Here is a 23584-nt window from a genome sequence, read left to right as displayed (position 1 = left end):
AATTATATATGATTATAACCTGAAAGTAAAGCATACACATTATATAGATACATATGGTCCTAAGTCCGTTTAAAAGTTCCCTAACAAATTAACATATGGCTTAGCACCACCTGTGTAGTTCCTCATATATTATAGAAGAAGGAGGTACCAAAATGTCTCATGTTTTAAAATTATCGTTTATCGGTGGCGATTTAAGACAGTATTACATGGTACAGCAATTACTTTCTAAGGGTTTTCTCATAGCAGTATATGGGCTTCCATTAAACGATTTAACGGAGCACGTATATCATGCAACATCCTTAAAAGAAGCAATGAATTTTAGCAACACAATAATTACCCCAATTCCATTCTCAAGAGATCAAAAAACTATTTTCTCCAATGACACAGAGTGTGATTTAAGCATTGAAAATTTTCTTTCAGAGCTTAACTCCTTTCATCAAGTATTTGGCGGAAGTTTTAGTAAAGGAATTCGGGACGAATTGAAAATGAGAAATGTTCCTTTTTATGATTTCATGCAGATGGAGTCCGTAAGCATTGCAAATGCAATAGCTACTGCAGAAGGAAGTATTGTAGAAGCGATTACAAGAAGTCCTATTAATCTTCATGGCTCTGAGTGCCTAGTACTTGGCTTTGGTCGATGTGCAAAAATTCTTGCAGATAAACTAAAAGGATTAAATGCCTCTGTTACCATTGGCGCTAGAAATGAAGAAGCACTTGCTTATGCAGATGCCTATGGATATCATGCCCTACCAATTTCAATGTTGTCAAAAGGACTGGATAATTTTCAATTTATTTTTAATAGTATTCCTTCAATGATTTTAGATGAGTCCTTATTAAGTCATGTAAAAAAGGATGTAACAATCATTGATATTGCATCAAGCCCAGGTGGAACTAATTTTAATTATTGTAAACAGATGAAGATAAATGCTTCTCTTTGTCTTGGTCTCCCTGGTAAATATGCAGCGAAAACCTCAGCTGAAATTCTTAATTCCGCTATCCTAAACATCATTGGTGACACCTCCTCGGTAGAATAGGAAAGAACGTGATTTCATGACAATTAAAGGTTTAAATGTTGGAGTTGCTCTTACTGGCTCCTTTTGTACATTTGATGCCGTTATCGAGCAAATAAAACAGATAAAAGCAGAAGGAGCAAATGTTATTCCAATATTCTCTTTCAATTCACAACACATTAATAGTAGATTTGGTAAGGCTAGTGATTTTATGAAAACAATCACTGAACTCACTGGAAATGATCCAATACTTACGATAGAAGATGCAGAACCCCTAGGTCCTAAAAATAAAATAGATATCCTTATTATTGCTCCTTGCACTGGTAATTCCTTAGCAAAATTAGCAAATGGTATCACAGACACACCTGTATTAATGGCTGCAAAAGGACATATTAGAAATGGTAAACCATTAGTTATATTTCTCTCAACCAATGATGCCCTTGGAATTAATTTAAAAAATGTAGGCTCCCTTATGAATCTAAAATACCTATATTTTGTTCCATTTGGTCAAGATAGTTATCAGAATAAACCTACTTCGATGGTTTCTCATATTGATTTAGTAATACCTACTTTGGAGAATGCTCTTGATGGTGTACAAATACAGCCAATCATTCGCTCACCAAAACAATAGTAATTAAGCTTGTTCTAAAAAGTTAGAATACAACTTCCTATCATTAGATTGCGATGCAAACTGCGCGCCTTTTATCAGAAGTAAAAAACAGTATTTGATAAGCACGCTTCTTAGACGTTAAAAAACAACTTCTGATAAGCTATATGTAATTCAACTTAAAAGAATGGCTATCGTAAAACAGCCTGTTTCATATGATATTCTTTGTTTTTCTTGCTTTTGAATAAGAAACTCAAAGTATATACAAATATGAAACACTACTTTACGATAGCCATCTTTTGCTTTATAAAAATCTACAATACCTTTTTGCATCCACCTATAACTAACCCTAATAAATCAAAATTATTTAACCTTAATCTTACTTCCCTCCATACTTTTCGTTAATAATATTTGCTTCTCAATTCTCTCCTTCAATTCACTAACATGGGATATGATTCCTACAAGTCGATTGCCATGTGAGAGTGATATTAAAGTCTCAATTGCCTGATCTAGCGAATTACCATCAAGTGATCCAAAACCTTCATCTATAAACATAGTATCAAGTTCAATGCCTCCAGCAAAACTTTGAATCACATCAGATAATCCAAGAGCCAAGGACAGGGATGCTTTAAAAGATTCACCACCAGAAAGAGACATTACTGATCTGGTTTTACCAGTATAGTAATCCATAACCTCTAGTTCAAGTCCGGATACCACACGGTAATTGCTTGCATCTTCCTTTCTTCGAAGTTCATATTGACTATTTGTCATATGATACAATCTTTTATTTGCTTCTGCGATTACTTGATTAAAATAAAATGCCTGTACATATTGTTCAAATGGTAGTTTCGCTTTCCCACGCAATTCACCATTGGCTGTATTTGCTAAATCGTTCACTTGTAAATAAGAAGCTCTCACTTGTTCCTGCTCTTTATAACGCTTCATCGTATTATTATAAATCGCTTCATTATTTTGAATTCGGTAATAGATTTCTTGAATTTTGTCATCACATTGCTTACGTTTTTCTTGTAATTTCTCTTGCTCTATTAAATAAGAAGAAACGTCAATCTTACTCTTATCTTTCGTTACATTTTCAAGATAATTCAAACGTTCTATTATACTTTGGCAACTTCTTTGATAATTTACTACCTCTTCCGTTAAAGTTTCAATTTCTTCTTCGCTCATTAAAACTGTTTGAAAATCATTGATTGACTGGAACGAAGCTTTTTCTAAGCTTATATGAAACGATTGTTCTGATTCTTTTTGTCTATTTGATAATTCTATCTGCTTTTTTATGTTTTCTTTTAAAACAGAATTTAAACGTATCCACTCATTATCGCACGCAGTAAATGCCTCTACTGCATCATTGCGCTCTTTTTGCATATGGCTATAAGACCTTTGCTTCCTTTGATACGCATCCTTTGCTTCTTCTAGTGATTTGGTTTGCAAATCATTTTGTATCATTTCTAAACTTGCTTCTTTGGATGTAATGATTGATCGAACTCCTTGAACTTTTTCTTTGTCCGTCTGAATTCTTTCCTCTAAAAGCTTTAGTTCATTTACAATATTACTTAAGTTTTCCTGAGCTTTTTCTTTGACTTTTAAATCTTCTACAACTTCACTCATAGAATTTATAACTTGTCCATACTGTGATTTGTACTCATTAAAGGCTTGTATTACAAGCTCTTTACTATTTTCTTTCGTATGATTTGGCAGAATTTCATCCAAACTACTTTCTACATTTTCTAATAGGTAGGTAATCTTATTTCTTTGTTGTCTACACTCACCTAAGCATTCCGCTAATTCTTGATTTGTTTTCTCAACTTCTGCTTTAAATTCCTCAAGCTTATCTTTGCTTAAAATTCCTTCCAGCTGTATTGCTTTCTTAGGATGATGAAGAGAACCACAAACAGGGCAAGGCTCATTCTCAGATAACTGTGTAGCAAGAATTCCAGCTTGTCCGCGGTAATATAAAAGCTCTGCTTCATGAAAGCTTTTATATAACTTAGAGTATTCTGCTTCCTTTTTTGAATAAATTTCATCAAGTTCTTTTTGTCGTGATTCTTCATTCTCAATTACTTTCATTTCTTCATAAATTGATTTCAATTGCTTTAAGAATTGCTCTAATCTACTTTTCTCTTCCTTTATTTCAAAGAGCTTTGTTTGGAGTCGCTGATATTCTTTTCCTGCCTCCATTGCTTCTGTTTGCTCTTTTTGCAATTGTTCCTTGCGCATTAACAACTGTACTTCATTTTTCTCTAACAAAACAATATTGTTTTTTGCTTCACTTAATTGCTTTGTAAGTACAATGGATTGTTCCCACTTTGTTACTTCCTCTTGCAATTTTGTTATTGCTATTGAAAGTTCTCTCATCTGTTCTGGATAATCTTCTGTTTTTTCTTTTGCTTCTTTTAGTAATGCATGCTTTTTATCAAGTTCTTGTTCTTTTATTTGTTGATCAGATATTATTTTTTCTAACTGATTTAGCTCCACCAATACTCTTTGTAAATTATCATAACTTGGTTTTACCGTATATAAAGCTTTTTTAGCTAATTGTATCTTTTGCTCTTTTTCTGAGATTTCACTAGAACGTTTTAATAAAATATTTTGTTGTTCCTTAACCTCTTCTATTTCATCTAAGAAACGGTTTACTTGTACCGCATCTTGATATTCCTTGATAAGCTTCGTTATAACTTCATTTAACTGGCCTTTTTCTTCTATTAATTTTTCGTATTGCTGTTTATCTTCTTCTAAAATAGCAACTAAAAGTTCCATTATAATACTTGTCTGGTGAATATCTTTATCTTTTGCTTCTTTAAAGCTTGTAATGCGCTCATAATTGCTATTATTTTCATCACAAAGAATACCTTCTAAATACTGAACAATACTCTTATCAATAGTTTTGCACTGATTTCCAAGTTCAATTGCCATACTCTTAACTTTACGTTGTACTTGATCATAAATTGATGTGCCAAAAACCTTTCTTAAAATTGGGCCTCTCTCTTTACTATCTGCGGTTAAAAGTTTCATAAACTCACCTTGAGCAATCATTGCAATTTGTTTAAACTGTGCCCAATCAACTCCAAGCAATTCTATTACCTTACTTGTAACAGTACTAGCACCAGTAACTACATTCCCATCTGGTAAATATAAGGTAGCATTTGCTTTTTCCTCTGTTGTTCCTTCTCCAACTTTCTTTGGTCTTTGATAGGTAGGATTTCTTGTAATTTTATATTCCTTTCCTTTATGAAGAAATGTTAGTGTTACAAAAGTCTTAATATCACCTTTTGCATAATCGCTTCGAAAGGAATCACTCGTACGATTTTCACCACTTGCATTTCCAAATAGTGCAAAAGAAATTGCATCAAAAATTGTTGTTTTCCCTGCCCCAGTATCACCACTGATTAAGAATAAGCCATGGGTTCCTAGCTCATGAAAAGGAACGTTAACCTCATCACCAAATGGTCCAAAGGCACTCATTGTTAATTCAATTGGTTTCATTGGCCCATCTCCTTTTCTATAAATAATTCCTTCATTATATTTCTTTGTTCTTCTGTCATAGGTACGTTATTCTGATTTTCATAAAACTCTTCAAATAACTCCAATGGATTTTTATTGGAAATCGTCTGAGCAGAGGTTCTTGCCTCGTCATTTTTCCTTGTCTTGCTATTTTCAAACTCTAACTTCATAATATTGGGATAGACTCTTCGAAGTTGTCCAATTGCATCATAGATTTCTTCTTCATTTGTAATGGTTGCGTGAATATAATCACTGGTGTTTCCCTCACTATAATATAGAGGGTCAATTAGTTTCTCAATCGGACCTTTAATAATTCGCATATCCCTCATTGGTCTTAACGGAACTAATTCATAACTTAAATCGTCTTTTGTATTTATCGTTACTAAGGTAACTGATTTGTTATGATTTGCCTCGGAAAAAGAATATTTAAGAGGAGAGCCCGCATATCGTATCATGTCACTTCCAATCTTTTGAGCTCTATGTATGTGTCCTAATGCCACATAATCAAACGCCGCAAAGGCTGACACATCGACATTATCAAGTCCCCCAAGAGAAATCTGTTCCGAATCACAACGTTCTGGAGACACTCCAGCGCTTGTCACAAATTGATGTGCAACTAAAATGTTTCTATTATTTATATCAATTTTACTTTTATCGATTACGGTATATACAGCATCATGATAACTCTCAACTTCATCATAATATACGCTTACATTCGCAGGTTTTATAAATGGTAATAGATAAAAGTTCACTGGTCCGTAAGAGTCCTCTAATGACACCTTAGTTAAAACACCATCAAAAGTTCCTCCGATATACACCTTACTATCTTTTAAAATTTGATTTCCAAAATTCAATCGTTCTGCAGAATCATGATTTCCGCTTACAATAAAAATTGATAAATTTCTTTTATATAACTTTGACAAAAAATCGTTAAATAATGTTACCCCTTCAATGGTAGGCATGGATTTATCATATACATCACCAGCAATAATGACTGCATCTGGTTTTTTGTCATCAACAATCGTTAATATTTGTTCCAATATATATGTTTGATCTTCAATCATTGAAAACTCATTTACTCTTTTACCGATATGCAAATCGGATAAATGTAGAAATTTCACTTTTTCTCACCGTTCCTTTATGTTAACTAAACTGTTACTACATATTTTAAATATAACATAATGAGCTTATAATGAAAAGAAAGTATGATATCCAATTACACTTAACGTAAATAGATAGCATACTTTCTCTCATTTTAATCTTTAAAAACTTCTTATTAAGTCAAATATCGCAGTTTCAAAATCTATACTATACTGCGAATTTTATATTTAATTCTCCCAAATATCATTATGATAGCGCTGTAAGAAATCCTTCGTTCTTTGATTCACTGTATTTGAAAATACTTCTTCTGGGGTTCCTTCTTCCACAACAACCCCACCATCCATAAAGACTACTCGGTCAGCAACATCTTTTGCAAATGCCATCTCATGGGTTACAATCACCATGGTCCAATTGTCTTTTGCTAAGTCCTTCATTACCTTTAAAACTTCGCCAGTTAATTCTGGATCTAGTGCTGATGTTGGTTCGTCAAAGAATAAAATTCTAGGGTTTAGAGCAAGTGCTCTAGCAATAGCTACTCGCTGCTGTTGTCCTCCGGATAATTCACAAGGATATGCATTTGCACGCTCTGTTAGATTCAACTTTAAAAGTAATTCTTTTGCTTTCGTTTCAGCGGAATCTTTATCCATCTTTAACACTTTCATTAATGGATGGGTAATATTTTTCATTACCGAATAATGTGGAAATAGATTAAAGTTTTGAAATACTAAGCCAACTTCCATAATGATTTTATGTAAGGTATCATTATCTGCAAACTTTACTTTCCCATGTTCAATGCTCATTAGCGTTTTATCGCAGATTTCAATATTTCCTGCATCTGCTCGTTCTAACTGAGTTAAACAACGAAGTAAGGTGGATTTTCCCGAACCAGAAGGTCCTATAATCGCAACAACTTCGCCCTCATTTACGGATAGAGAGATATCTTTTAGTACCACCGTATCATCAAATTTTTTCTGTATTCCTTCTGCTTTTAATAACACGAAATCTCCCCCTGTCACTAGTTTTTATAATAATTATATCGTTTTTCAATCTTCACAAAAATCAATTCAATTACAGTATTCATCACTAAATAAAATACGCCCGCTATAATAATTGGTACGGTTGATAAATACTTTGAACTTGCGCCTTGGGCCACACGAAATATTTCACTCACCGCAATTACTTGTGCAAGTGAAGTATCCTTCACAAGCGTCATAAGTTCATTCCCTGTTGTAGGAAGTACATGCTTAATAACTTGTGGCAAAACTATGTAAAAGAAAGTTTGTCTTTTTGAATATCCAAGTACTTTTGCCGCTTCGTATTGACCCTTAGGAATGGAAGCAATTCCAGAACGAAAGATTTCTCCAAAATATGCAGCATAATTTACCACAAATGCTATAATACATGCTTGAAATCTTCCAAAACTAAACTCAAAAATATAATAAGGAGCATACATAAAAAAGATTAATTGTAACATCAACGGTGTTCCACGAAAAATTAACTGATAAATACGGGTTGGAACACTAATAATCTTATATTTACATCTTCTTCCCAATGCTACTACAAAACCTAGTGGGATAGAAAATATAATTGTTAAAATAAAAATTTTTAATACTTCAATCGATGCTTCTAGCATATTTCCAAGAAACAAATCAATTGGAACATTGTCAATAATCATAAAATCTTACCTTTCATTCCCTTTCATGTGCTACCACGTCTTTCAATTAGCACTTTACCATACTACCACACTATAATAAAAATTACAAATAGAAATTATCTTTTCTAACGTGCATTTATTTGTACATTTTATTCATAATACTCTTATACGATTATGCTTACTTAAACATTACTAGTATGGAGGAAATTATCTAAAAAATAAAAACCTATTTTCACAGGCAAGTTTATTCTTGAAGATCACAAACTTATTATGCGCAAAAAACATGTGCAAGAATGGGGAATAATATGTTTAAAAAAACAGAAGAAGTTCAATCGATTTTTAAAACCTTTGTTCGATATGTATCATTAAATGTTATTGGTATGATTGGTCTTTCCTGCTATATACTAGCAGATACAGTCTTTATAGCAAATGGTGTAGGTAAAGATGGATTAACTGCACTTAATTTAGTTCTACCTATTTTCAGCCTTTTGAATGCTATTGGTCTTATGCTTGGAATGGGCGGTGCTACTAGATATACTATTTTACGAAGTAATGAAAATGAAAATGAAGCGAATCGAGCTTTTACACAAACAATTCTATTTACTGCTATTATTGCAGCTATTTTAACTATCATTGGATTTTTTTTCTCGTTTCGCATTTCTGAAATACTGGGTGCAGATGAAACAATAAAACCTATGTCTGGAAGCTATTTAAGAATTATTTTAATGTTTTCCACTGCATTTCTTTTTAATAATGTGTTAATTTGTTTTGTTAGAAATGATGGAAATCCAAGGCTTTCTATGACAGCAATGCTGGTTGGAAGTTTTAGCAATATTTTTTTAGATTATATTTTTATTTATCCTTTAGGTTTAGGCATGTTTGGCGCAGCTATTGCGACAGGGCTATCTCCGATCATTAGTATAGGCACACTTTCTATACATTTTCTCAGAAAGAAAAATAATCTAAAATTTGTTCCTACTACACTTAAGTTGGATATAATTTTACGTATTTTATCACTAGGCTTACCAACTTTCGTCACAGAGCTATCCTCTGGTATCATTATGCTTTGCTTTAACATTGAAATACTTCACTTAGCTGGAAACACAGGTGTCGCTGCTTATGGTATTATTGCAAATATTGCACTTACTGTAGTGGCTATGTTTACTGGTATTGGTCAAGGAATTCAACCTCTTCTTAGTAGCAGCTATGGTGCTGGTAAAACACATCATGTAAAGTCTATCTATCGTTGGGCTGCATCTCTTGCATTTATATTTGGATTTATATTTTATATTTTTTCACTCATCTATCCGGAACCAATTGTATATATTTTTAATACCGATAATGATCCATTGCTTTCTAAACTAGCCATAGAAGGAATGAAAATATATTTCTTTGCCTTCCTCTTCATGGGAATAAATATAGTCACCACCTCATTTTTTACATCTATCGATAAGCCATTGCAATCCTTTATTATCTCTGTTACACGTGGAATTGTTGCTATAATACCATTGATATTCATACTTCCTATTTTCTTAGAGATGACTGGTGTTTGGGTTACGATACCATTGGTAGAAATAATTACTCTCTGTATTAGTGTATTTCAGATTTTATTTTACTGGAAGAAACATGCAGTAAAAGTATATAGTTAAAGTAGTATAGTTAAGGAATAATTCATTAATTTTGATAGACAATGTATGCACATTACACATTACCACAAGAAATACTTCTAAGAGAGTATCCATTTTCACAGCATAGTTTTTTCTGTGTAATTGAGTGGAGCATAATTTAATTTAATCGAGTAGAACCAAGAATGTACAAAGCACATTCTTGGTTCTTTTTATTGCGACACAATCAGGACCACCGACTTAGCTGGTAATTTGTTTTTATTTCGGCACAAAAAAATCAGGCGCTAAAATATCTGAAACATTTTAACACCTGAAAAATGAATTAAATTATTGAATCTTTGTTATGTCTTCGCCAAACCATTTCTCTGCGATTTCTTTCACTTTTCCTTCGGCTTTTAACTCTGATAATGCATTTGATACTGCATCCGCTAATGCCTGATCACCTTTACGGAATCCAATACCATATTCATCTGCTGCTAATGCTTCATCCAATACCACAAAATCTTTTCCAAGCTCCCCAATCATGTACTTAGCAACAACAGAATCCATAAGGACTGCATCTGAATTTTTTGTTTCTAAATCCATTAATGCCGTTGCATAATCACTAAATTGTTTAATTTCACCTAAAGAATCTTTAAATTCTTTATTGCTATCAGCATCTAATGTTTCCTCTGCTGCAGATCCAGCCTGAAGTGCGATGTTTTTACCTGCTAAATCAGCCATGCTCTTAACGTCACTATCTTTGCGTACCACCATGGAAATAGTATTTTCTAAATATGGCTCTGTCATAGTTAATGCTTCCTTACGTTCATCCGTAATAGAAAAACCATTCCAGATACAATCAATATTTTTCGTACTAAGTTCCATTTCTTTTGCATCCCATTCCACTGTTTGAACAACTAATTCTACTCCTAATTTATCACAAACAGCCTGTGCAAGATCAATATCAAATCCTACGATTTCATCGTTGTCATTGCGAAATCCCATTGGTGGGAATTTATCATCTAATCCTAAGATAAATTTTCCCCTATCTTTAATATACTGTAATGAATTATCTTCACCTGTAGTTGCCTCATTATTTCCATTTACTAAAGAACTATCGCTACCTGATACCTTATCATTGCCTTTTGTTCCACAAGCCGTCAAGCCAAGAACTAAAAGTGCAGTAAGTATAACACATGTTATTTTCTTCTTCATAAAACATTCCTCCATAAGCTATGTAATTTTTATCAGTTATTATAATGATACGTTTCTAAATATGCAAGCATATTTTAAAATTAATAAATATTTGTTAGTTGCTTATAAAAATACAAATAATCAATAATTTGTTTTGACAAAATAAAGCAATGTGATATAATACGCTTGTGATAAAGTCATAAGAAATAATTATTCATGAATTTTTTCACAACTCTGGAGAGTCTCATTATGAGCGCCGAAGGTGTAACATGGTAAGGAAATTACCATCTATCTCTCAGGCAAAAGGACAGAGCAGAATATGCGAATGTTCCACTCTTTTAGAGAGTATTTCAAAGAATTACTGTTGAATAAAAATAACAGAACTTCATTGGAATACTTATTTTTTGGCTAATTTTATAGCCTAATAATCTAAAAAGGAGAAAAGAACAATGTTTAAACAAATCGAAGAAATTTTAGTCTCTATTGACAACCTAGTATGGGGAGTACCACTGATTGTGTTAATCCTTCTTGCAGGCATCTTTTTGACAATCCGATTAAAGGGATTGCAAATCACTCAATTACCCAAAGCTTTAAAATTTATGGTTAAAAATGAAGAAGGTGGAACTGGTGAGGTTACTAGTTTTGGTGCATTGTGCACTGCTTTATCAGCTACCATTGGTACTGGTAATATCGTTGGTGTAGCAACTGCGATTGTAGCTGGTGGACCTGGGGCACTTTTCTGGATGTGGATTGCAGCATTTTTTGGTATGGCAACCAAATATGCCGAAGGAGTACTTGCCATAAAATATCGTGTCATTGATAATGATGGCCACGTTCTTGGAGGACCATTTTATTACATACAAAATGGAATGGGTATGAAGTGGAAATGGCTAGCTAAGTTATTCGCCTTTTTTGGTGTAGGCGTTGGTTTACTTGGTATCGGAACTTTTACTCAGGTAAATGGTATAACTAGCGCTGTAAAAGACTTTTTTGATCCTAATAATGCTCATACCATTCGAATTTTTGAAACTGATTATTCAATCAGTGTGATTATTGCTGGTATTATATTAACCATTTGTGTGGCTCTTGTTTTAATTGGTGGAATTCAACGTATTTCAACGGTATCTCAAATCATAGTACCATTCATGGCGATATTTTACGTTGTATCTTGCTTAATTATAGTTGCTCTAAATATTAAAGAAGTTCCAAGTGCAATCGCTACCATTCTAAAAAGTGCTTTTGGCTTTGATGCTGTTGCCGGTGGTGTGCTTGGTTCTATTCTTATCTCGATGCAAAAAGGGATTGCAAGAGGTATTTTTTCAAATGAAGCAGGTCTTGGTAGTGCACCAATTGCTGCAGCTGCAGCTCAAACTAAAGAACCTGCACGTCAAGGTTTAGTATCTATGACAGGAACCTTCATCGATACAATTATCATCTGTACACTTACTGGACTTTGTATTGTACTTACGAATTCATATAATATTGGATTAGAAGGTGTTTCTGTTACAACCAATGCATTTAAACAAGGTTTACCTTTTAACGGTACTGTAAGCTCATTTATACTAATGATTTGTCTTGTTTTTTTCGCATTTACGACAATTCTTGGTTGGAATTATTACAGTGAACGCTGCCTTGAATATTTAACTCATACTAATCAAAAAATCGTTAAAACATATCGTTGGATTTATATTTTAGCAGTATTTACTGGACCATTTATGACGGTTAGTGCCGTTTGGACAATCGCGGATATTTTTAATGCACTTATGGCTATTCCTAACCTAATAGCTTTATTTGCACTCAGTCATGTTGTGGTTGCTGAGACTAAGTCATACTTAAATAAATTAAAAACAAACTAAGTGACTTGCATCCTTTAAGTAATTTGTACAAAGCCAAAAGACTTATGCTACGATTTCTATCTAACACATTAACATAGGCTCATTTGTTCTTTTGTTTTGTGCAATATCCGATATAATTTAAAATAAGGGCTTTTGACAGTCAAAATTATATACAAAAAATCATGCTACAAAATATTAATTCAAATATTTTTGCAGCATGATTTTTTTATAAAACTATATCTGTTTTTTACTTATTAATTGCAACTAATCATATATTTAATTTAACTTTCCATAATACTCCTTACTTGTTCAATTTCTTTACGAATATCTCGCTCTGTTTCATGGAATAAGAGCCCTCTACTATATTTATAATAGGAGTCCGATCCATTGTCACTTATAAATTTCATGCTATAGTAATTAGCTGTTAATTCCGTTACAAAGACTACCATCTCTGCACTCTCAGCAAATACTTGTTCCATAAAATCAAATCCTGATTCAAGCATTGCTTTTGCTTCATCAATTTGAGATTTTCTATCATCGACTATTTTATTAAATCGACTTCGAATACTCTCCATTGCCTCTTCATTTTTTCGAATGCCCTCTTCCTTAATCATCTGTCCATATTCTTCTAATGTCTTAATTACATGGCGATAGCATTCTTCTTTATTCCGATCAAGTAAACCAGCTACTTTTTTCTCTTCAAATTCTGTTTCTCGTTTTGAAATAATATCAGTAAGTATTTCAATTGGAGTAACATTTGGATTTAATAATTGGGATTGAATTTTCTTTAATACTCCAAACAATTCCGTTACGTATAAATCAATTGTATACGCCTTATAAAAATGCTCAGAAAGCTTACTAAGTAGTAATCCAACTACACTTAATTTCTCATCAAATGGAGCATCTTGTAATTTCTCTTTCGCCATTGGGGAGATATTTCCCTTTAATATTTCCTCCATCTGATAATCGCTTTGATATTTATAGTATAAATCTAAATAATTTGCAAAGTCTTTTGCAACTCTTTCATGTTGTATATATTGATAAATAACCTCTTCATCAATTGTAAGATTTAACTCTTCATACACCAAAATGATATTGGATAAATCCTCCCACCCTCTTGCTGTTACAAATCTTGCACCATCAATGGTTGTCTCTATCACATAAAAATTCTCTTTTTTAATCTCAAGATAAGAAAGAATTGCACCATGGATTCCTTGCTTGTATGCATATTCTTTCCATACTGAAAAATCAACACTAACATCTATTTTTTTCACACGGTCTAGGGTTACGATATCAAATTCACGAACGGATTTATTGTATTCTGGTGGATTTCCAGCTGCTACGATAATCCATCCTTTAGGGACTTTATGGCTACCAAAGGATTTTCCCTGTAAAAACTGAAGCATCGTTGGAGCTAATGTCTCTGATACGCAGTTGATTTCATCGATAAATAAAATTCCTTCGGTAAGTTTAGTTTCTTCAATTTTGTTATATACCGAAGCGATAATTTCACTCATTGTATACTCAGTGATGGAGTATTCTTTACCACCAAAATCTTTTTTCTCAATAAGTGGTAATCCAATGGCACTTTGTCTCGTATGATGTGTTATCGTATATGAAACAAGACCAATATTGCATTCTCTTGCAACTTGTTCCATAATTGCAGTTTTACCAATCCCTGGAGGACCAATTAAAAAAATAGGTCTTTGTCTTACTGTCGGAATTTTATATTCACCATAGGCATCTTTTAAAAGATAAGCCTGAATTGTATTTTTAATTTCATCTTTCACTCTTTTAATATTCATTTGTTAACCTCTTTCTAACTAGAGTAATGGGTTAGTTATATGTCATTATATCTTCTGTACTTAATATTAATTTCATCGCCCATGATGGTACATTTGCATCCGAATAATCATCTTTTAAAAATATAAATGCAACATCATAATTTGGTCGCTTTGTTGGATAAGTGCCAAATCCATCTGTAAAATAAAGCATACCCTTTAATTGTTTGATTTGCTTAGCTTTTATAAGCTGATCAACATATTCAAACACTGGTCGGAAATCCGTACCACCAAAGCCTTGAAACGTAAAATCTTTCATATATGTTTCAAATTCTTCAATGTTTCGAATTATGGTATCGTCTTTAATCTCCATATCGCATTGAATTATATGGATTTGCACTTTTTTTAGAAAACTTTCAGTCGTCCTAAGTACGGAATAGGTTTGTTCTAAAAATTTTTGTACTACTTCTCCAGAACAAGAACCAGAGGTATCAATTGCAATTACAAATTCCTCAATTTTTTCTACTTCTTTATATTCTAAGTGTTCCATCAATGGCATATTCCCATAAGTCTGAATTCCATAATTATAAAAGCCATAATCAAATGAATCCGTATCTACTTGCATTACTTCTTTTTGTACTGCAAATTTTCTTAAAAAACTCTTATAATCATAACGTTGTCTTAATTCAACATTTAAGGCTTTTTGTAAGTTTAGAGCTTCACTTCCATTTTTAAATGAAAATGTTTCTAGATTGGTTTTCATTTTTTCTCCAATCTTACTCCACTCTTTTAATTTTTCTTGCTTTCTTTGATTTTCTAATCTTTTTTGTAATTCGTTATCTTCTAAATTCTTCGTTAACTCTTCGTTATGTGAATTGTTTTTATTAACACTGGATTCATTATTTATGTTACTCAAAGAATTATCCTTAGGATTATTCTTTGGGTTAATCTTTTGGTTATTTATAGAATCGTTTTTATCATGATTCAAAGAACCATTCTTGGAATTGTTATTTGAACCATTTTTTGAATCATTATTTGAGCCATTCTTTGAATTGTTCTCGGAATCTTTATTCGAATCATTTACTGAGCTGTTTTTAGAATTGCTCTCGGAATTATCCTTAGAATCATTTTCTGAGCTATTCTTGGAATTATTCTCCGAATCATTCTTCGAATCATTTTCTAAGCCATTCTTTGAATTGTTCTCGGAATTATCCTTCGAATCATTTTCTGAACTATTCTTGGAATTATTCTCCGAACCATTCTTAGATTCATTACTCTCTTCTTTATTGTTTTCATTACCATTAGAACCTTGCTGATCCTCACTCGCATCCGCATTTCCCTCAGCAGGTTCTTCGCTTCTTCTTTTCTTCCAAAATACATGGTCATCCGATAAAAATTCTGTGGTTAATTTCACAAAATCAGCATACGGTATCTCTTCTTCCATAAGTATTTTATAGATACCTTCGGCGTTTAAAACCTTTAATCTTTTCTCAAGACCATTGTATACTTCTTCACGATAATCACTTACAACTCTAGTAATCGCCTTATAATTTAGTGAGTCAATGATATATTCCGTTGCAATATCACATGCAAGGTTCCACTCCTCTTCTTCCTTATCCTCTGCTTCATACATATGTCGAAATATGCAATGCAAAATCATATGAAGATAGGCACGATTAATAAGAAGTGGCTGTGTCTCATAACGTTCCATTAAAAACCTAGGATTGTAATAGATATTTACCCCATCGGTGCCTACAAAAAATGTTGTAAGATTGAATTCATATGAGAGAGCATTTAAGGCAACGTCTAAAAAACGCATGGATAAATATAATTCATTTCTTGCGTTTACAAGAATACGTGTACCTATTTGCGTTAATTTTTCTTTTACATCGTTTCCCATGAAATAACTCCATTTTCTATTGAAACAAAATTGGTATCTTTAGGAGCTTAGCTTATTAGAAGTGTTCCTCCTAAATCACAATTCAAATGTTTTCTCTATATTATTAAACTTTAACTTTTTATATTGCATAAAAAAGTTTGTTGCTTCGATACGGTTCACGCTATGTGCTAATTCAATCATATCGTCTATATTATTTTCTGTAAATAAATCAAGATTTGCCAACTGTTCAAGATTTGTTATATCATCCTCTTTTAATAGTTTACGAACGATGAACGTTAACTCATTTTGAAGATAACTATAATACTGTTCTTTCGCTTCCTTTAATAACTTAAACGGATAACTTAATCGATTTATTGCTATGTAGCAAGCAGTATCTTTTGTATCATTCGCCATTACATAACGAAATAAATCGTCATATCGTTTATAATCCACGTCCTTTTCATTCATGCATTCTCTATAATGAACACCTGCACCATAGGTTACTTGATTAATAATTCTAGCTTCCGTATTCTCAACATAATCATGTAAATAGCTTGGAAAAACCAGTTTTGAACAACTGTTATCCTCTTCCTCACTGCTATAAAATAGAGTGAAGAACATCTCACCGTTTGTTTCAGCTAATATATCCTTCATACAAGTGGTTCTACCTTCAATCATATATAAGGTTATACAACTCAGCATTTCACAGTTTTTCAGGGATCCATCTTCCATTGTATGAATATGATCCGATACTGTTAGAGCCTTTAATTTACGACAATTATAAAATGCATGACTTCCGATGGAAGTTACTGACTTTGGTAAAATCACTTCTGTTATATTTCTACATTCTGAAAATGCATACTCTCCTATTCGACTAACTTCAATTTCATCAATGTTTTCTGGTACTTTTACAATGGTAGATGAACCAATATATTTCGTTATTGTAATTTTATTATTATCAATTCTATATTCAAAGTTTTGTTGCATCCCTAAATCCTTTCAAACAATAACTAATAACCCAAGATTTACCTATGCACAGTGAAATGCATCATGGTTTAACAAATCTAATAAGTTATTATTAATTTATTCTATACTTTTATAAAATAATAATCAATCCTATTATTAAAACAAATTGATAAGGATTTAACGTAAAATATTATTATTACTAAACTGATAATTTACTTTTATTTCAAATAATATAAGTTTCTCGACTAATTTTTTCATTTTTTATATTTTTATTGTATTTTTCACCATTTATTTGAATATTAAATGGCATAATAAAAAACTTATCTTCTTATGGAATTTTTTTCAATACCCTATTGTGTTATTTATTTAACGATGTTATAATTCATATGTACATAAAATTTTGTTTACTATATTAACTTATTACTATAAAGGAGGATGTGTTATTATGCGTTTTACATTACCAAGAGACATCTACTATGGTAAGGGATGTTTAGAACAAATAAAACATATTGACGGTAAGAAAGCCATTCTAGTACTAGGTGGCGGTTCTATGAAGAAGTTTGGTTTTGTTGATAAGGTACTTAATTATTTAAAAGAAGCTAATATTGAAACTATTCTTTTTGAAAATGTTGAACCAGATCCATCAGTTGAGACAGTTATGAATGGTGCAAAAGCTATGAGAGAATTTGAACCTGATTGGATTATAGCAATGGGTGGAGGCTCACCAATTGATGCGGCAAAAGCAATGTGGGCATTTTATGAGTATCCTGACATCAGTTTTGATGATTTAATAATCCCATTTAACTTCCCTACACTTCGTACTAAGGCTAAATTCCTTGCAATTCCTTCCACTTCAGGAACAGCAACAGAAGTAACCGCGTTTTCTGTTATCACAGATTATGCAAAGGGAATCAAATATCCTCTTGCTGACTTTAATATAACACCAGACATTGCTATTGTAGATCCAGAATTGGCTGAAACTATGCCTACTACTCTAACTGCTCATACTGGTATGGATGCACTTACACATGCAATTGAAGCATATGTTTCTACGCTTAATTCACCATTTACAGATCCTCTTGCAATTAAAGCAATTCAGATGGTATTTGAATATCTGCCTGATTCTTATGAAAAGAGCATGGAGGCTCGTGAACAAATGCATTATGCACAATGTTTAGCAGGTATGGCATTTTCAAATGCATTGCTTGGAATCGTTCACTCTATGGCACATAAAACAGGAGCTGCTTTCTCCACAGGTCATATTCCACATGGCTGTGCGAACGCAATTTATCTTCCATATGTTATTAAATACAATGCTGTGGTAGCTAAAAATCGCTATGCAGATATCGCAAGAAGCATTGGTATCACAGGAAATGATGACGAATGTGTAAAAGCTCTTTGTGATAAAATAGATCAATACAATGTTAAATTAAATATCCCTAAATCATTACAAGATTTTGGAATTGTAGAAGCCGAATTTAAAGAAAAAGTTGCTAAAATTGCTGAACTAGCGGTTGGTGATGCTTGTACTGGCTCTAATCCAAGACCAATTACTCCAGCTGAAATGGAGAAGTTGCTTACTTGCTGTTATTATGGAACAGAAGTAGATTTCTAAACTAAGGGAATTACATAAAATCCAAACCTTTTTAGGCTGATACAATATATTTTCATAAATATATTGTATCAGCCACTTTTATTTAACTTCATATTATCTTGTTACTTTTGTTTATTCTTGTTAGATAGTGTAAAATATTTTGTGTAAATAAAAATAGAGAAGTTCCATCTGACATGGTAAAATGTTTAACGACGAAGAAAAACATAACCAAGAAAGAAGGACTTCCCTATGACTAATAATAACAAAAATCAAAAAGAAAATCTAGACTTAAACTCTTTTTTTGAAGAGTATATTCTTGGTCTATTAAAACAAACCATGGAAACCTTGATGAAGGAAGAACTCACTAACATTCTCCAGTACAGTAAATATAGCTACGAAGGACATGGTACTGGCAATTCACGCAACGGATACTATACCCGTAATTATGAAACCAAATACGGTCTGATTGAGAATCTTAAAATTCCTCGTGACCGTAATAATGAGTTTGAACAACAACTCATTCCACCATATGCAAGAAGAGATGATTGGCTAGAAACCATGATCATCCGCATGTATGCAAGTGGAGTATCTACACGTGAAATTGCTAACATCATTGAAAAACTTTATGGAAATTCTTATAGTGCGGCTACAGTAAGTAATATCACTGATGTTGCTCTTGAAGAAATTGAACAGTGGCATAAGCGTCCTCTAAAGAAGAGGTACAGTGTCATTTATATTGATGCTTTACATCTTAAATTAAGAAGAGATACAGTATCAAGTGACGTCGTTTACTTCATTTTAGGTGTCGATGAAGATGGATACCGTGAAGTATTAGACTTCTTTATCGGTGTAAATGAAAGCGCTTATGTTTGGGAGGATAATCTTCGCCAGATAAAAGAACGAGGCGTAGATGAAGTTCTCCTCTTCGTCATGGACGGTCTCTCTGGACTTGACGATGCTGTTCATAGAGTATATCCAAAAGCGGATATTCAACGATGTATTGTCCATAAAGTTCGTAATGCAATTCGTAGTGTTCGTAAGAAAGATATCAACGATTTTACAGCTGATTTAAAAGTTGTATACGAATCTCCAAACCTAGAGCAGTGTAGAGCAGCTTTAGACGAATTTGCTGTTAAATGGAGTAAATCTTATAAACGTGTAGTGGAATCCTGGTTAAATGACGAGGACTTATTCACATACTATAAATACCCTGTTTCTATGCGAAAATCCATCTATACAACGAATTGGATCGAGCGCTTTAATAAAGAAGTACGTCGTCTTGTAAAAACTAAGGATGCACTACCCACAGAAGACGCATGTAGTAAACTCGTTTATTATAAAGTGATTTCTTATAATGAATCATGGTCTACAAGAAAGCTTAGAGGCTTTGCTTGTTCATCAGATAAACTTCAGGATATGTTTACCGAAAGGTACGCATAAACTATTTACACAAAATTATTGACACTACCTCTTGTTACTTTTTGTTTTCCTTTTATTATACTTTATTATTTAATTTTCGGTTAATTTCTCAAATTCAAAACTTCTCTCATTTTAGCTATCCAATCGCTTGACCTTATGATATACTGACCTTATAATTATAAAAAAATACATAGAAAGGATAAAAAAATGTTAAAAGAATTTAAAGAATTTGCTTTAAAAGGTAATATGATAGATCTTGCCGTTGGTATGATTATCGGTACTGCCTTTAACAAGATTGTAACTTCGCTTGTTAATGATATGATTATGCCGTTGCTAAGTCTTTTTACAGGTAAAATTGATTTTACTTCTTTATTTATCGCTTTAGATGGCAACCATTATGATAAATTAGCGGATGCGGAGGCTGCTAATGCTGCCATTTTTAAGTATGGTTCATTTATTTCGGGAATCATCGACTTTTTAATAATGGCTTTTGTTGTATTTATTTTAGTAAAACAATTAAACAAGATTCGTAATTTAAAACCAAAAAATGTACAACCAGTGGTTGCAACTACAAAGACTTGTCCTTATTGTTATTCTGAACTTAATATCCATGCAACACGTTGTCCACATTGCACCTCTGTATTAGAAGACTCTAGTTCTTCCAATACCATTGAATAAAAATATAATTAATACTTATAATTTTGATAATGCAATCTTGCGGATTTTAAGAAACACATTATTGAAAGGTAGGCGTATTTATGAAAAAGAAACAATATTGGTATAGTTTGGACAATGCTGCAAAAGTATTTCCAGCGGTATCAAGCGCAAAGAGAGCAAGCGTTTTTAGACTTTCCTTTTATTTAAATGAGTCCGTCGATCCTTTAATATTAGAACAAGCCGTTAATGAAGTGCTGCCACGCTTTGAAACATTCGCAGTTACTTTAAAAAGCGGCTTGTTTTGGTATTATATCGCAGCGAATAAACGTCATTTTAAAGTAAAAGAAGAATCACCAATCTTTTGCAAGTTTGTTCCATGGGCTGAAAACAACGGTTATTTATTTTCCGTATATTATTACGAAAACAAAATTACATTAGAAACATTTCATTCCTTAAGTGATGGTACTGGAGCAATGGAATTTTTGAAATCCATTACTTATACGTACTATAAATTACGTGGATTTACATTAGACCACGAAGGAATTATTATAAGTCAGTCACCATATAGTATGGAAGAAACTTCTGATATGTTTGTAAATTCTTATGATTTATCAAATAAAATGAAGTTAAAAGAAGAGCCAGCGTATCATATTACTGGCGAGAAATTTTCAAAAAATTTTACACTTGCAGTTCGTATGAAAGCATCAACGGATCAGCTGTTGGAACTTACACGTAACAATCAAGCAACGATTGGTGAATATGTGGCTGCACTTATGGCTTATAGTATCTATACTCAAATACCAGATAAGAACAAGTTAAAAAGACCAATAAAAATGTTCATACCTGTAAATTTGAGAAAATACTTTAAATCAAAAACCTTAAGAAACTTTTCTTTATATATTAAAGTAACCTTTTCTCCAAAAGTTGCTTGGGATTTTGAATCTATGCTAAGTGAAACGAAAAAGCAATTCAAGGAACAGCTTAATAAAGAAGATTTACATGCTAGAATGAATTCAAATGTTGGAATTGAGAAAAACCCTTTGGTTAGATTGCTTCCTCTTCCAATTAAAAATTTGGGATTTAAACTTGGATACTATTTTTTAGCTGAAAATATTAATACCTTCTCCATTTCAAACCTTGGAAATGTCAAACTTCCAAATGCAATGAACGAATTGATACAGGATATTGACTTTTCCATTGGTGGTACGAATATGGGAATTGCCTCTGTACATGGACATACTAACCTTTTGCTTAATACTCAATTTAAAGATATCAGTATCATACAAACATTTATTAAGCATTTAACAGATGCTGGACTGGACTTGCAAATTGATACGAATTATAGGGAGGGTCTTGATGAAATATTGTAAACACTGTAAATTATCTTATCATACACCTTTAAAAACATGTTTGTTTTGTAACAATGAATTAGATACAATGAATAATTTATCCGAAGGCTATTCATATCCTCCCTTTAAAAAGGAGCCTCATGTAAGAAAAACAATATTAAAAATAATATTTTTTCTACTTTTTGTGGCCAATGCAATTTGCCTATATCTAGACTTTTCACCAAAACCAGGTACTCTTTCTTGGTCACTTTATGTATTAAGTGCAAGTATTTACACCTTCTTTTTCGTACAGGTATTGACTAGGAAAGCTTCTGCTATTTATAAGGTATTCATTCTTGTTACAATAACAATACTAGAAGTACTTTCCATCGGCTTAATAACAGGAAGTTATCATTGGGCAACTGATTTTGTTTTACCGTTTAGCATTATATTATTAAATATTACAATGACAAGCTTTATAATTGGGAAAAGAACAAGGTTATATGATAATATAATCTATGTATTTACATCTTGTATTTTTTCAATTTTCCCACTTTTACTTTTACTCTTTCATGTAACGGTTACTACTTGGCCTTCCATTGCTTGTATTATTTATAACATTATCATATTGATTTCACTTTGTTATTTTCGTCCAAATGAAATCAAGAATGAATTATTCCGAAGAATTCATTTTTAAAAGGGACCGTCGTAAGACAGTCCCTTTCTTTATTTTCCTCTATCGTTCACTTTTTCTTTATGAATCTTTTTCACTCTATTTTTTCTTTATATTCTCTCCATCTTTTTCATACTATCTTTTTCACTCTATCTTTTACTTTTTCTCTAATGTTCTCTTACAAATCCTTTATATCTCGTACCTTGGAATGTTATCTTACCTACATCACCCTCAACAATCATACCATACTCATTATCAGGTACCAAAAATTCCATTCGGTCTCCACTTGCTACCTGAAAGGTAATGTAATAATTAGTACTCGAAGATGTTGAACTTAAATTATCTCCATTTCCTTGATGATGATGTGATACATTCATTCGTTTTGAAACAACCGTTGCATCCACTGTAAGTACTGGTTGATTATTATTTTTATTCCATTGGGAAATCCCTTTCACAATAGATAAAACTATAATTACAATTATGATTGAAAATACTATAAAAAATAGAATAAAAAATACATTAAACATTGAATCTACTTTTTCAAAACCATAGCCTGGAAAATTATCCATCGCTCTCATCCTCCCGATTTTAAACCTAAATAACGTCACATCTGCTGCCTTTTAAGTAGATAAAGATATTTTAATATTCGTTCAACTTTCTTGGATATAAAACATCTAAACACCTTATAAAATAAATTAATTTAATATCATTATATGTTAAATTAAATAATCTGTAAATCTTCTACGACATTATTTAATCT

General features: G+C 32.3%; 18 protein-coding genes and 1 riboswitch. Of the genes, 9 read left to right on the top strand and 9 right to left on the bottom strand.

The genetic code is table 11. The features are described from left to right. The first annotated feature begins 152 nt into the window (after positions 1–152). Both dpsA and BN4220_RS10870 read left to right on the top strand, forming a co-directional pair. A complete protein-coding gene (dpsA, locus tag BN4220_RS10875; protein WP_066715996.1) occupies positions 153–1034 on the top strand; it encodes a dipicolinate synthase subunit DpsA in 882 nt (293 codons plus the stop codon). Between the two features lie 16 nt (positions 1035–1050). Beyond that, positions 1051–1641: a dipicolinate synthase subunit B gene (locus BN4220_RS10870; protein WP_066715994.1), complete on the top strand. Its 591-nt coding sequence runs from the start codon at positions 1051–1053 to the stop codon at positions 1639–1641. Positions 1642–1980: 339 nt separating this feature from the next. Here the strand turns inward: BN4220_RS10870 and BN4220_RS10865 are convergent, their stop codons facing one another. The 4 genes from BN4220_RS10865 to BN4220_RS10850 all read right to left on the bottom strand — a co-directional run bounded on the left by BN4220_RS10865 (position 1981) and on the right by BN4220_RS10850 (position 7912). Further along, complete coding sequence (locus BN4220_RS10865) at positions 1981–5118, bottom strand: AAA family ATPase (RefSeq protein WP_066715993.1); 3138 nt, start codon at positions 5116–5118, stop codon at positions 1981–1983. Beyond that, positions 5115–6257, bottom strand: a complete 1143-nt coding sequence (locus BN4220_RS10860; RefSeq protein WP_066715991.1) for an exonuclease SbcCD subunit D — start codon at positions 6255–6257, stop codon at positions 5115–5117. Before BN4220_RS10860 ends, BN4220_RS10865 begins: the two co-directional genes overlap by 4 nt. A gap of 207 nt (positions 6258–6464) precedes the next feature. Then, positions 6465–7235 (bottom strand): amino acid ABC transporter ATP-binding protein, encoded by a 771-nt coding sequence (locus BN4220_RS10855; protein WP_066715989.1) that lies wholly within the window; start codon positions 7233–7235, stop codon positions 6465–6467. Positions 7236–7252: 17 nt separating this feature from the next. Continuing rightward, entirely contained in the window at positions 7253–7912 is a 660-nt protein-coding gene (locus tag BN4220_RS10850) for an amino acid ABC transporter permease (RefSeq protein WP_242867783.1), read from the bottom strand. Positions 7913–8196: 284 nt separating this feature from the next. Here BN4220_RS10850 and BN4220_RS10845 point away from each other — a divergent pair, with 284 nt between their 5' ends. Further along, positions 8197–9540, top strand: coding sequence for an MATE family efflux transporter (locus BN4220_RS10845; RefSeq protein ID WP_066715987.1), 1344 nt, complete (start codon positions 8197–8199; stop codon positions 9538–9540). A 303-nt stretch (positions 9541–9843) separates the two neighbouring features. Here the strand turns inward: BN4220_RS10845 and BN4220_RS10840 are convergent, their stop codons facing one another. Continuing rightward, positions 9844–10713: an amino acid ABC transporter substrate-binding protein gene (locus BN4220_RS10840; RefSeq protein ID WP_066715985.1), complete on the bottom strand. Its 870-nt coding sequence runs from the start codon at positions 10711–10713 to the stop codon at positions 9844–9846. Between the two features lie 203 nt (positions 10714–10916). Beyond that, a riboswitch (glycine riboswitch) is annotated at positions 10917–11013 on the top strand. 128 nt (positions 11014–11141) lie between these two features. Between BN4220_RS10840 and BN4220_RS10835 the strand changes: the two genes are divergently transcribed. Beyond that, positions 11142–12548, top strand: coding sequence for an alanine/glycine:cation symporter family protein (locus tag BN4220_RS10835; RefSeq protein WP_066715983.1), 1407 nt, complete (start codon positions 11142–11144; stop codon positions 12546–12548). Between the two features lie 260 nt (positions 12549–12808). Here the strand turns inward: BN4220_RS10835 and BN4220_RS10830 are convergent, their stop codons facing one another. From BN4220_RS10830 to BN4220_RS10820, 3 genes are all read right to left on the bottom strand, one after another. Further along, positions 12809–14332: an ATP-binding protein gene (locus tag BN4220_RS10830; RefSeq protein WP_066715980.1), complete on the bottom strand. Its 1524-nt coding sequence runs from the start codon at positions 14330–14332 to the stop codon at positions 12809–12811. Between the two features lie 31 nt (positions 14333–14363). Continuing rightward, positions 14364–16208 carry a vWA domain-containing protein gene (locus BN4220_RS10825; RefSeq protein WP_066715977.1) on the bottom strand — a complete coding sequence of 615 codons (1845 nt, stop codon included), beginning with the start codon at positions 16206–16208 and terminating at the stop codon, positions 14364–14366. Positions 16209–16283: 75 nt separating this feature from the next. Beyond that, positions 16284–17174 (bottom strand): leucine-rich repeat domain-containing protein, encoded by an 891-nt coding sequence (locus tag BN4220_RS10820; protein ID WP_066715975.1) that lies wholly within the window; start codon positions 17172–17174, stop codon positions 16284–16286. A gap of 421 nt (positions 17175–17595) precedes the next feature. Here BN4220_RS10820 and BN4220_RS10815 point away from each other — a divergent pair, with 421 nt between their 5' ends. The 5 genes from BN4220_RS10815 to BN4220_RS10795 all read left to right on the top strand — a co-directional run bounded on the left by BN4220_RS10815 (position 17596) and on the right by BN4220_RS10795 (position 22848). Continuing rightward, positions 17596–18768, top strand: coding sequence for an iron-containing alcohol dehydrogenase (locus BN4220_RS10815; protein ID WP_066720871.1), 1173 nt, complete (start codon positions 17596–17598; stop codon positions 18766–18768). A 228-nt stretch (positions 18769–18996) separates the two neighbouring features. Further along, positions 18997–20187 carry an IS256 family transposase gene (locus BN4220_RS10810; protein WP_066715973.1) on the top strand — a complete coding sequence of 397 codons (1191 nt, stop codon included), beginning with the start codon at positions 18997–18999 and terminating at the stop codon, positions 20185–20187. 186 nt (positions 20188–20373) lie between these two features. Continuing rightward, positions 20374–20844: a large conductance mechanosensitive channel protein MscL gene (gene mscL / locus BN4220_RS10805; RefSeq protein WP_066715971.1), complete on the top strand. Its 471-nt coding sequence runs from the start codon at positions 20374–20376 to the stop codon at positions 20842–20844. 80 nt (positions 20845–20924) lie between these two features. Continuing rightward, complete coding sequence (locus BN4220_RS10800) at positions 20925–22193, top strand: hypothetical protein (protein ID WP_066715968.1); 1269 nt, start codon at positions 20925–20927, stop codon at positions 22191–22193. Next, on the top strand, positions 22180–22848 hold the full coding sequence (locus BN4220_RS10795; RefSeq protein WP_066715967.1) for a DUF6320 domain-containing protein: 669 nt from the start codon (positions 22180–22182) through the stop codon (positions 22846–22848). The genes BN4220_RS10800 and BN4220_RS10795 overlap by 14 nt, the downstream gene beginning before the upstream one ends. A 143-nt stretch (positions 22849–22991) precedes the next feature. Here the strand turns inward: BN4220_RS10795 and BN4220_RS10790 are convergent, their stop codons facing one another. Further along, a complete protein-coding gene (locus BN4220_RS10790; RefSeq protein WP_066715964.1) occupies positions 22992–23393 on the bottom strand; it encodes a DUF2500 domain-containing protein in 402 nt (133 codons plus the stop codon). Positions 23394–23584 lie beyond the last annotated feature (191 nt).

Source organism: Clostridium sp. Marseille-P299 (assembly GCF_900078195.1).
Classification (GTDB): Bacteria; Bacillota; Clostridia; order Lachnospirales; family Lachnospiraceae; genus Lachnoclostridium.
This window is presented reverse-complemented; position numbering and strand designations above follow the sequence as displayed.

Coding starts and splice junctions, on each gene's coding strand:
- BN4220_RS10790 (WP_066715964.1), bottom strand. CDS start 23,393: ATGGATAATTTTCCAGGCTATGGTTTTGAAAAAGTAGATTCAATGTTT.
- BN4220_RS10830 (WP_066715980.1), bottom strand. CDS start 14,332: ATGAATATTAAAAGAGTGAAAGATGAAATTAAAAATACAATTCAGGCT.
- BN4220_RS10820 (WP_066715975.1), bottom strand. CDS start 17,174: ATGCAACAAAACTTTGAATATAGAATTGATAATAATAAAATTACAATA.
- BN4220_RS10845 (WP_066715987.1), top strand. CDS start 8,197: ATGTTTAAAAAAACAGAAGAAGTTCAATCGATTTTTAAAACCTTTGTT.
- BN4220_RS10825 (WP_066715977.1), bottom strand. CDS start 16,208: ATGGGAAACGATGTAAAAGAAAAATTAACGCAAATAGGTACACGTATT.
- BN4220_RS10865 (WP_066715993.1), bottom strand. CDS start 5,118: ATGAAACCAATTGAATTAACAATGAGTGCCTTTGGACCATTTGGTGAT.
- BN4220_RS10835 (WP_066715983.1), top strand. CDS start 11,142: ATGTTTAAACAAATCGAAGAAATTTTAGTCTCTATTGACAACCTAGTA.
- BN4220_RS10795 (WP_066715967.1), top strand. CDS start 22,180: ATGAAATATTGTAAACACTGTAAATTATCTTATCATACACCTTTAAAA.
- mscL (WP_066715971.1), top strand. CDS start 20,374: ATGTTAAAAGAATTTAAAGAATTTGCTTTAAAAGGTAATATGATAGAT.
- BN4220_RS10840 (WP_066715985.1), bottom strand. CDS start 10,713: ATGAAGAAGAAAATAACATGTGTTATACTTACTGCACTTTTAGTTCTT.
- BN4220_RS10850 (WP_242867783.1), bottom strand. CDS start 7,912: ATGATTATTGACAATGTTCCAATTGATTTGTTTCTTGGAAATATGCTA.
- BN4220_RS10870 (WP_066715994.1), top strand. CDS start 1,051: ATGACAATTAAAGGTTTAAATGTTGGAGTTGCTCTTACTGGCTCCTTT.
- dpsA (WP_066715996.1), top strand. CDS start 153: ATGTCTCATGTTTTAAAATTATCGTTTATCGGTGGCGATTTAAGACAG.
- BN4220_RS10810 (WP_066715973.1), top strand. CDS start 18,997: ATGACTAATAATAACAAAAATCAAAAAGAAAATCTAGACTTAAACTCT.
- BN4220_RS10800 (WP_066715968.1), top strand. CDS start 20,925: ATGAAAAAGAAACAATATTGGTATAGTTTGGACAATGCTGCAAAAGTA.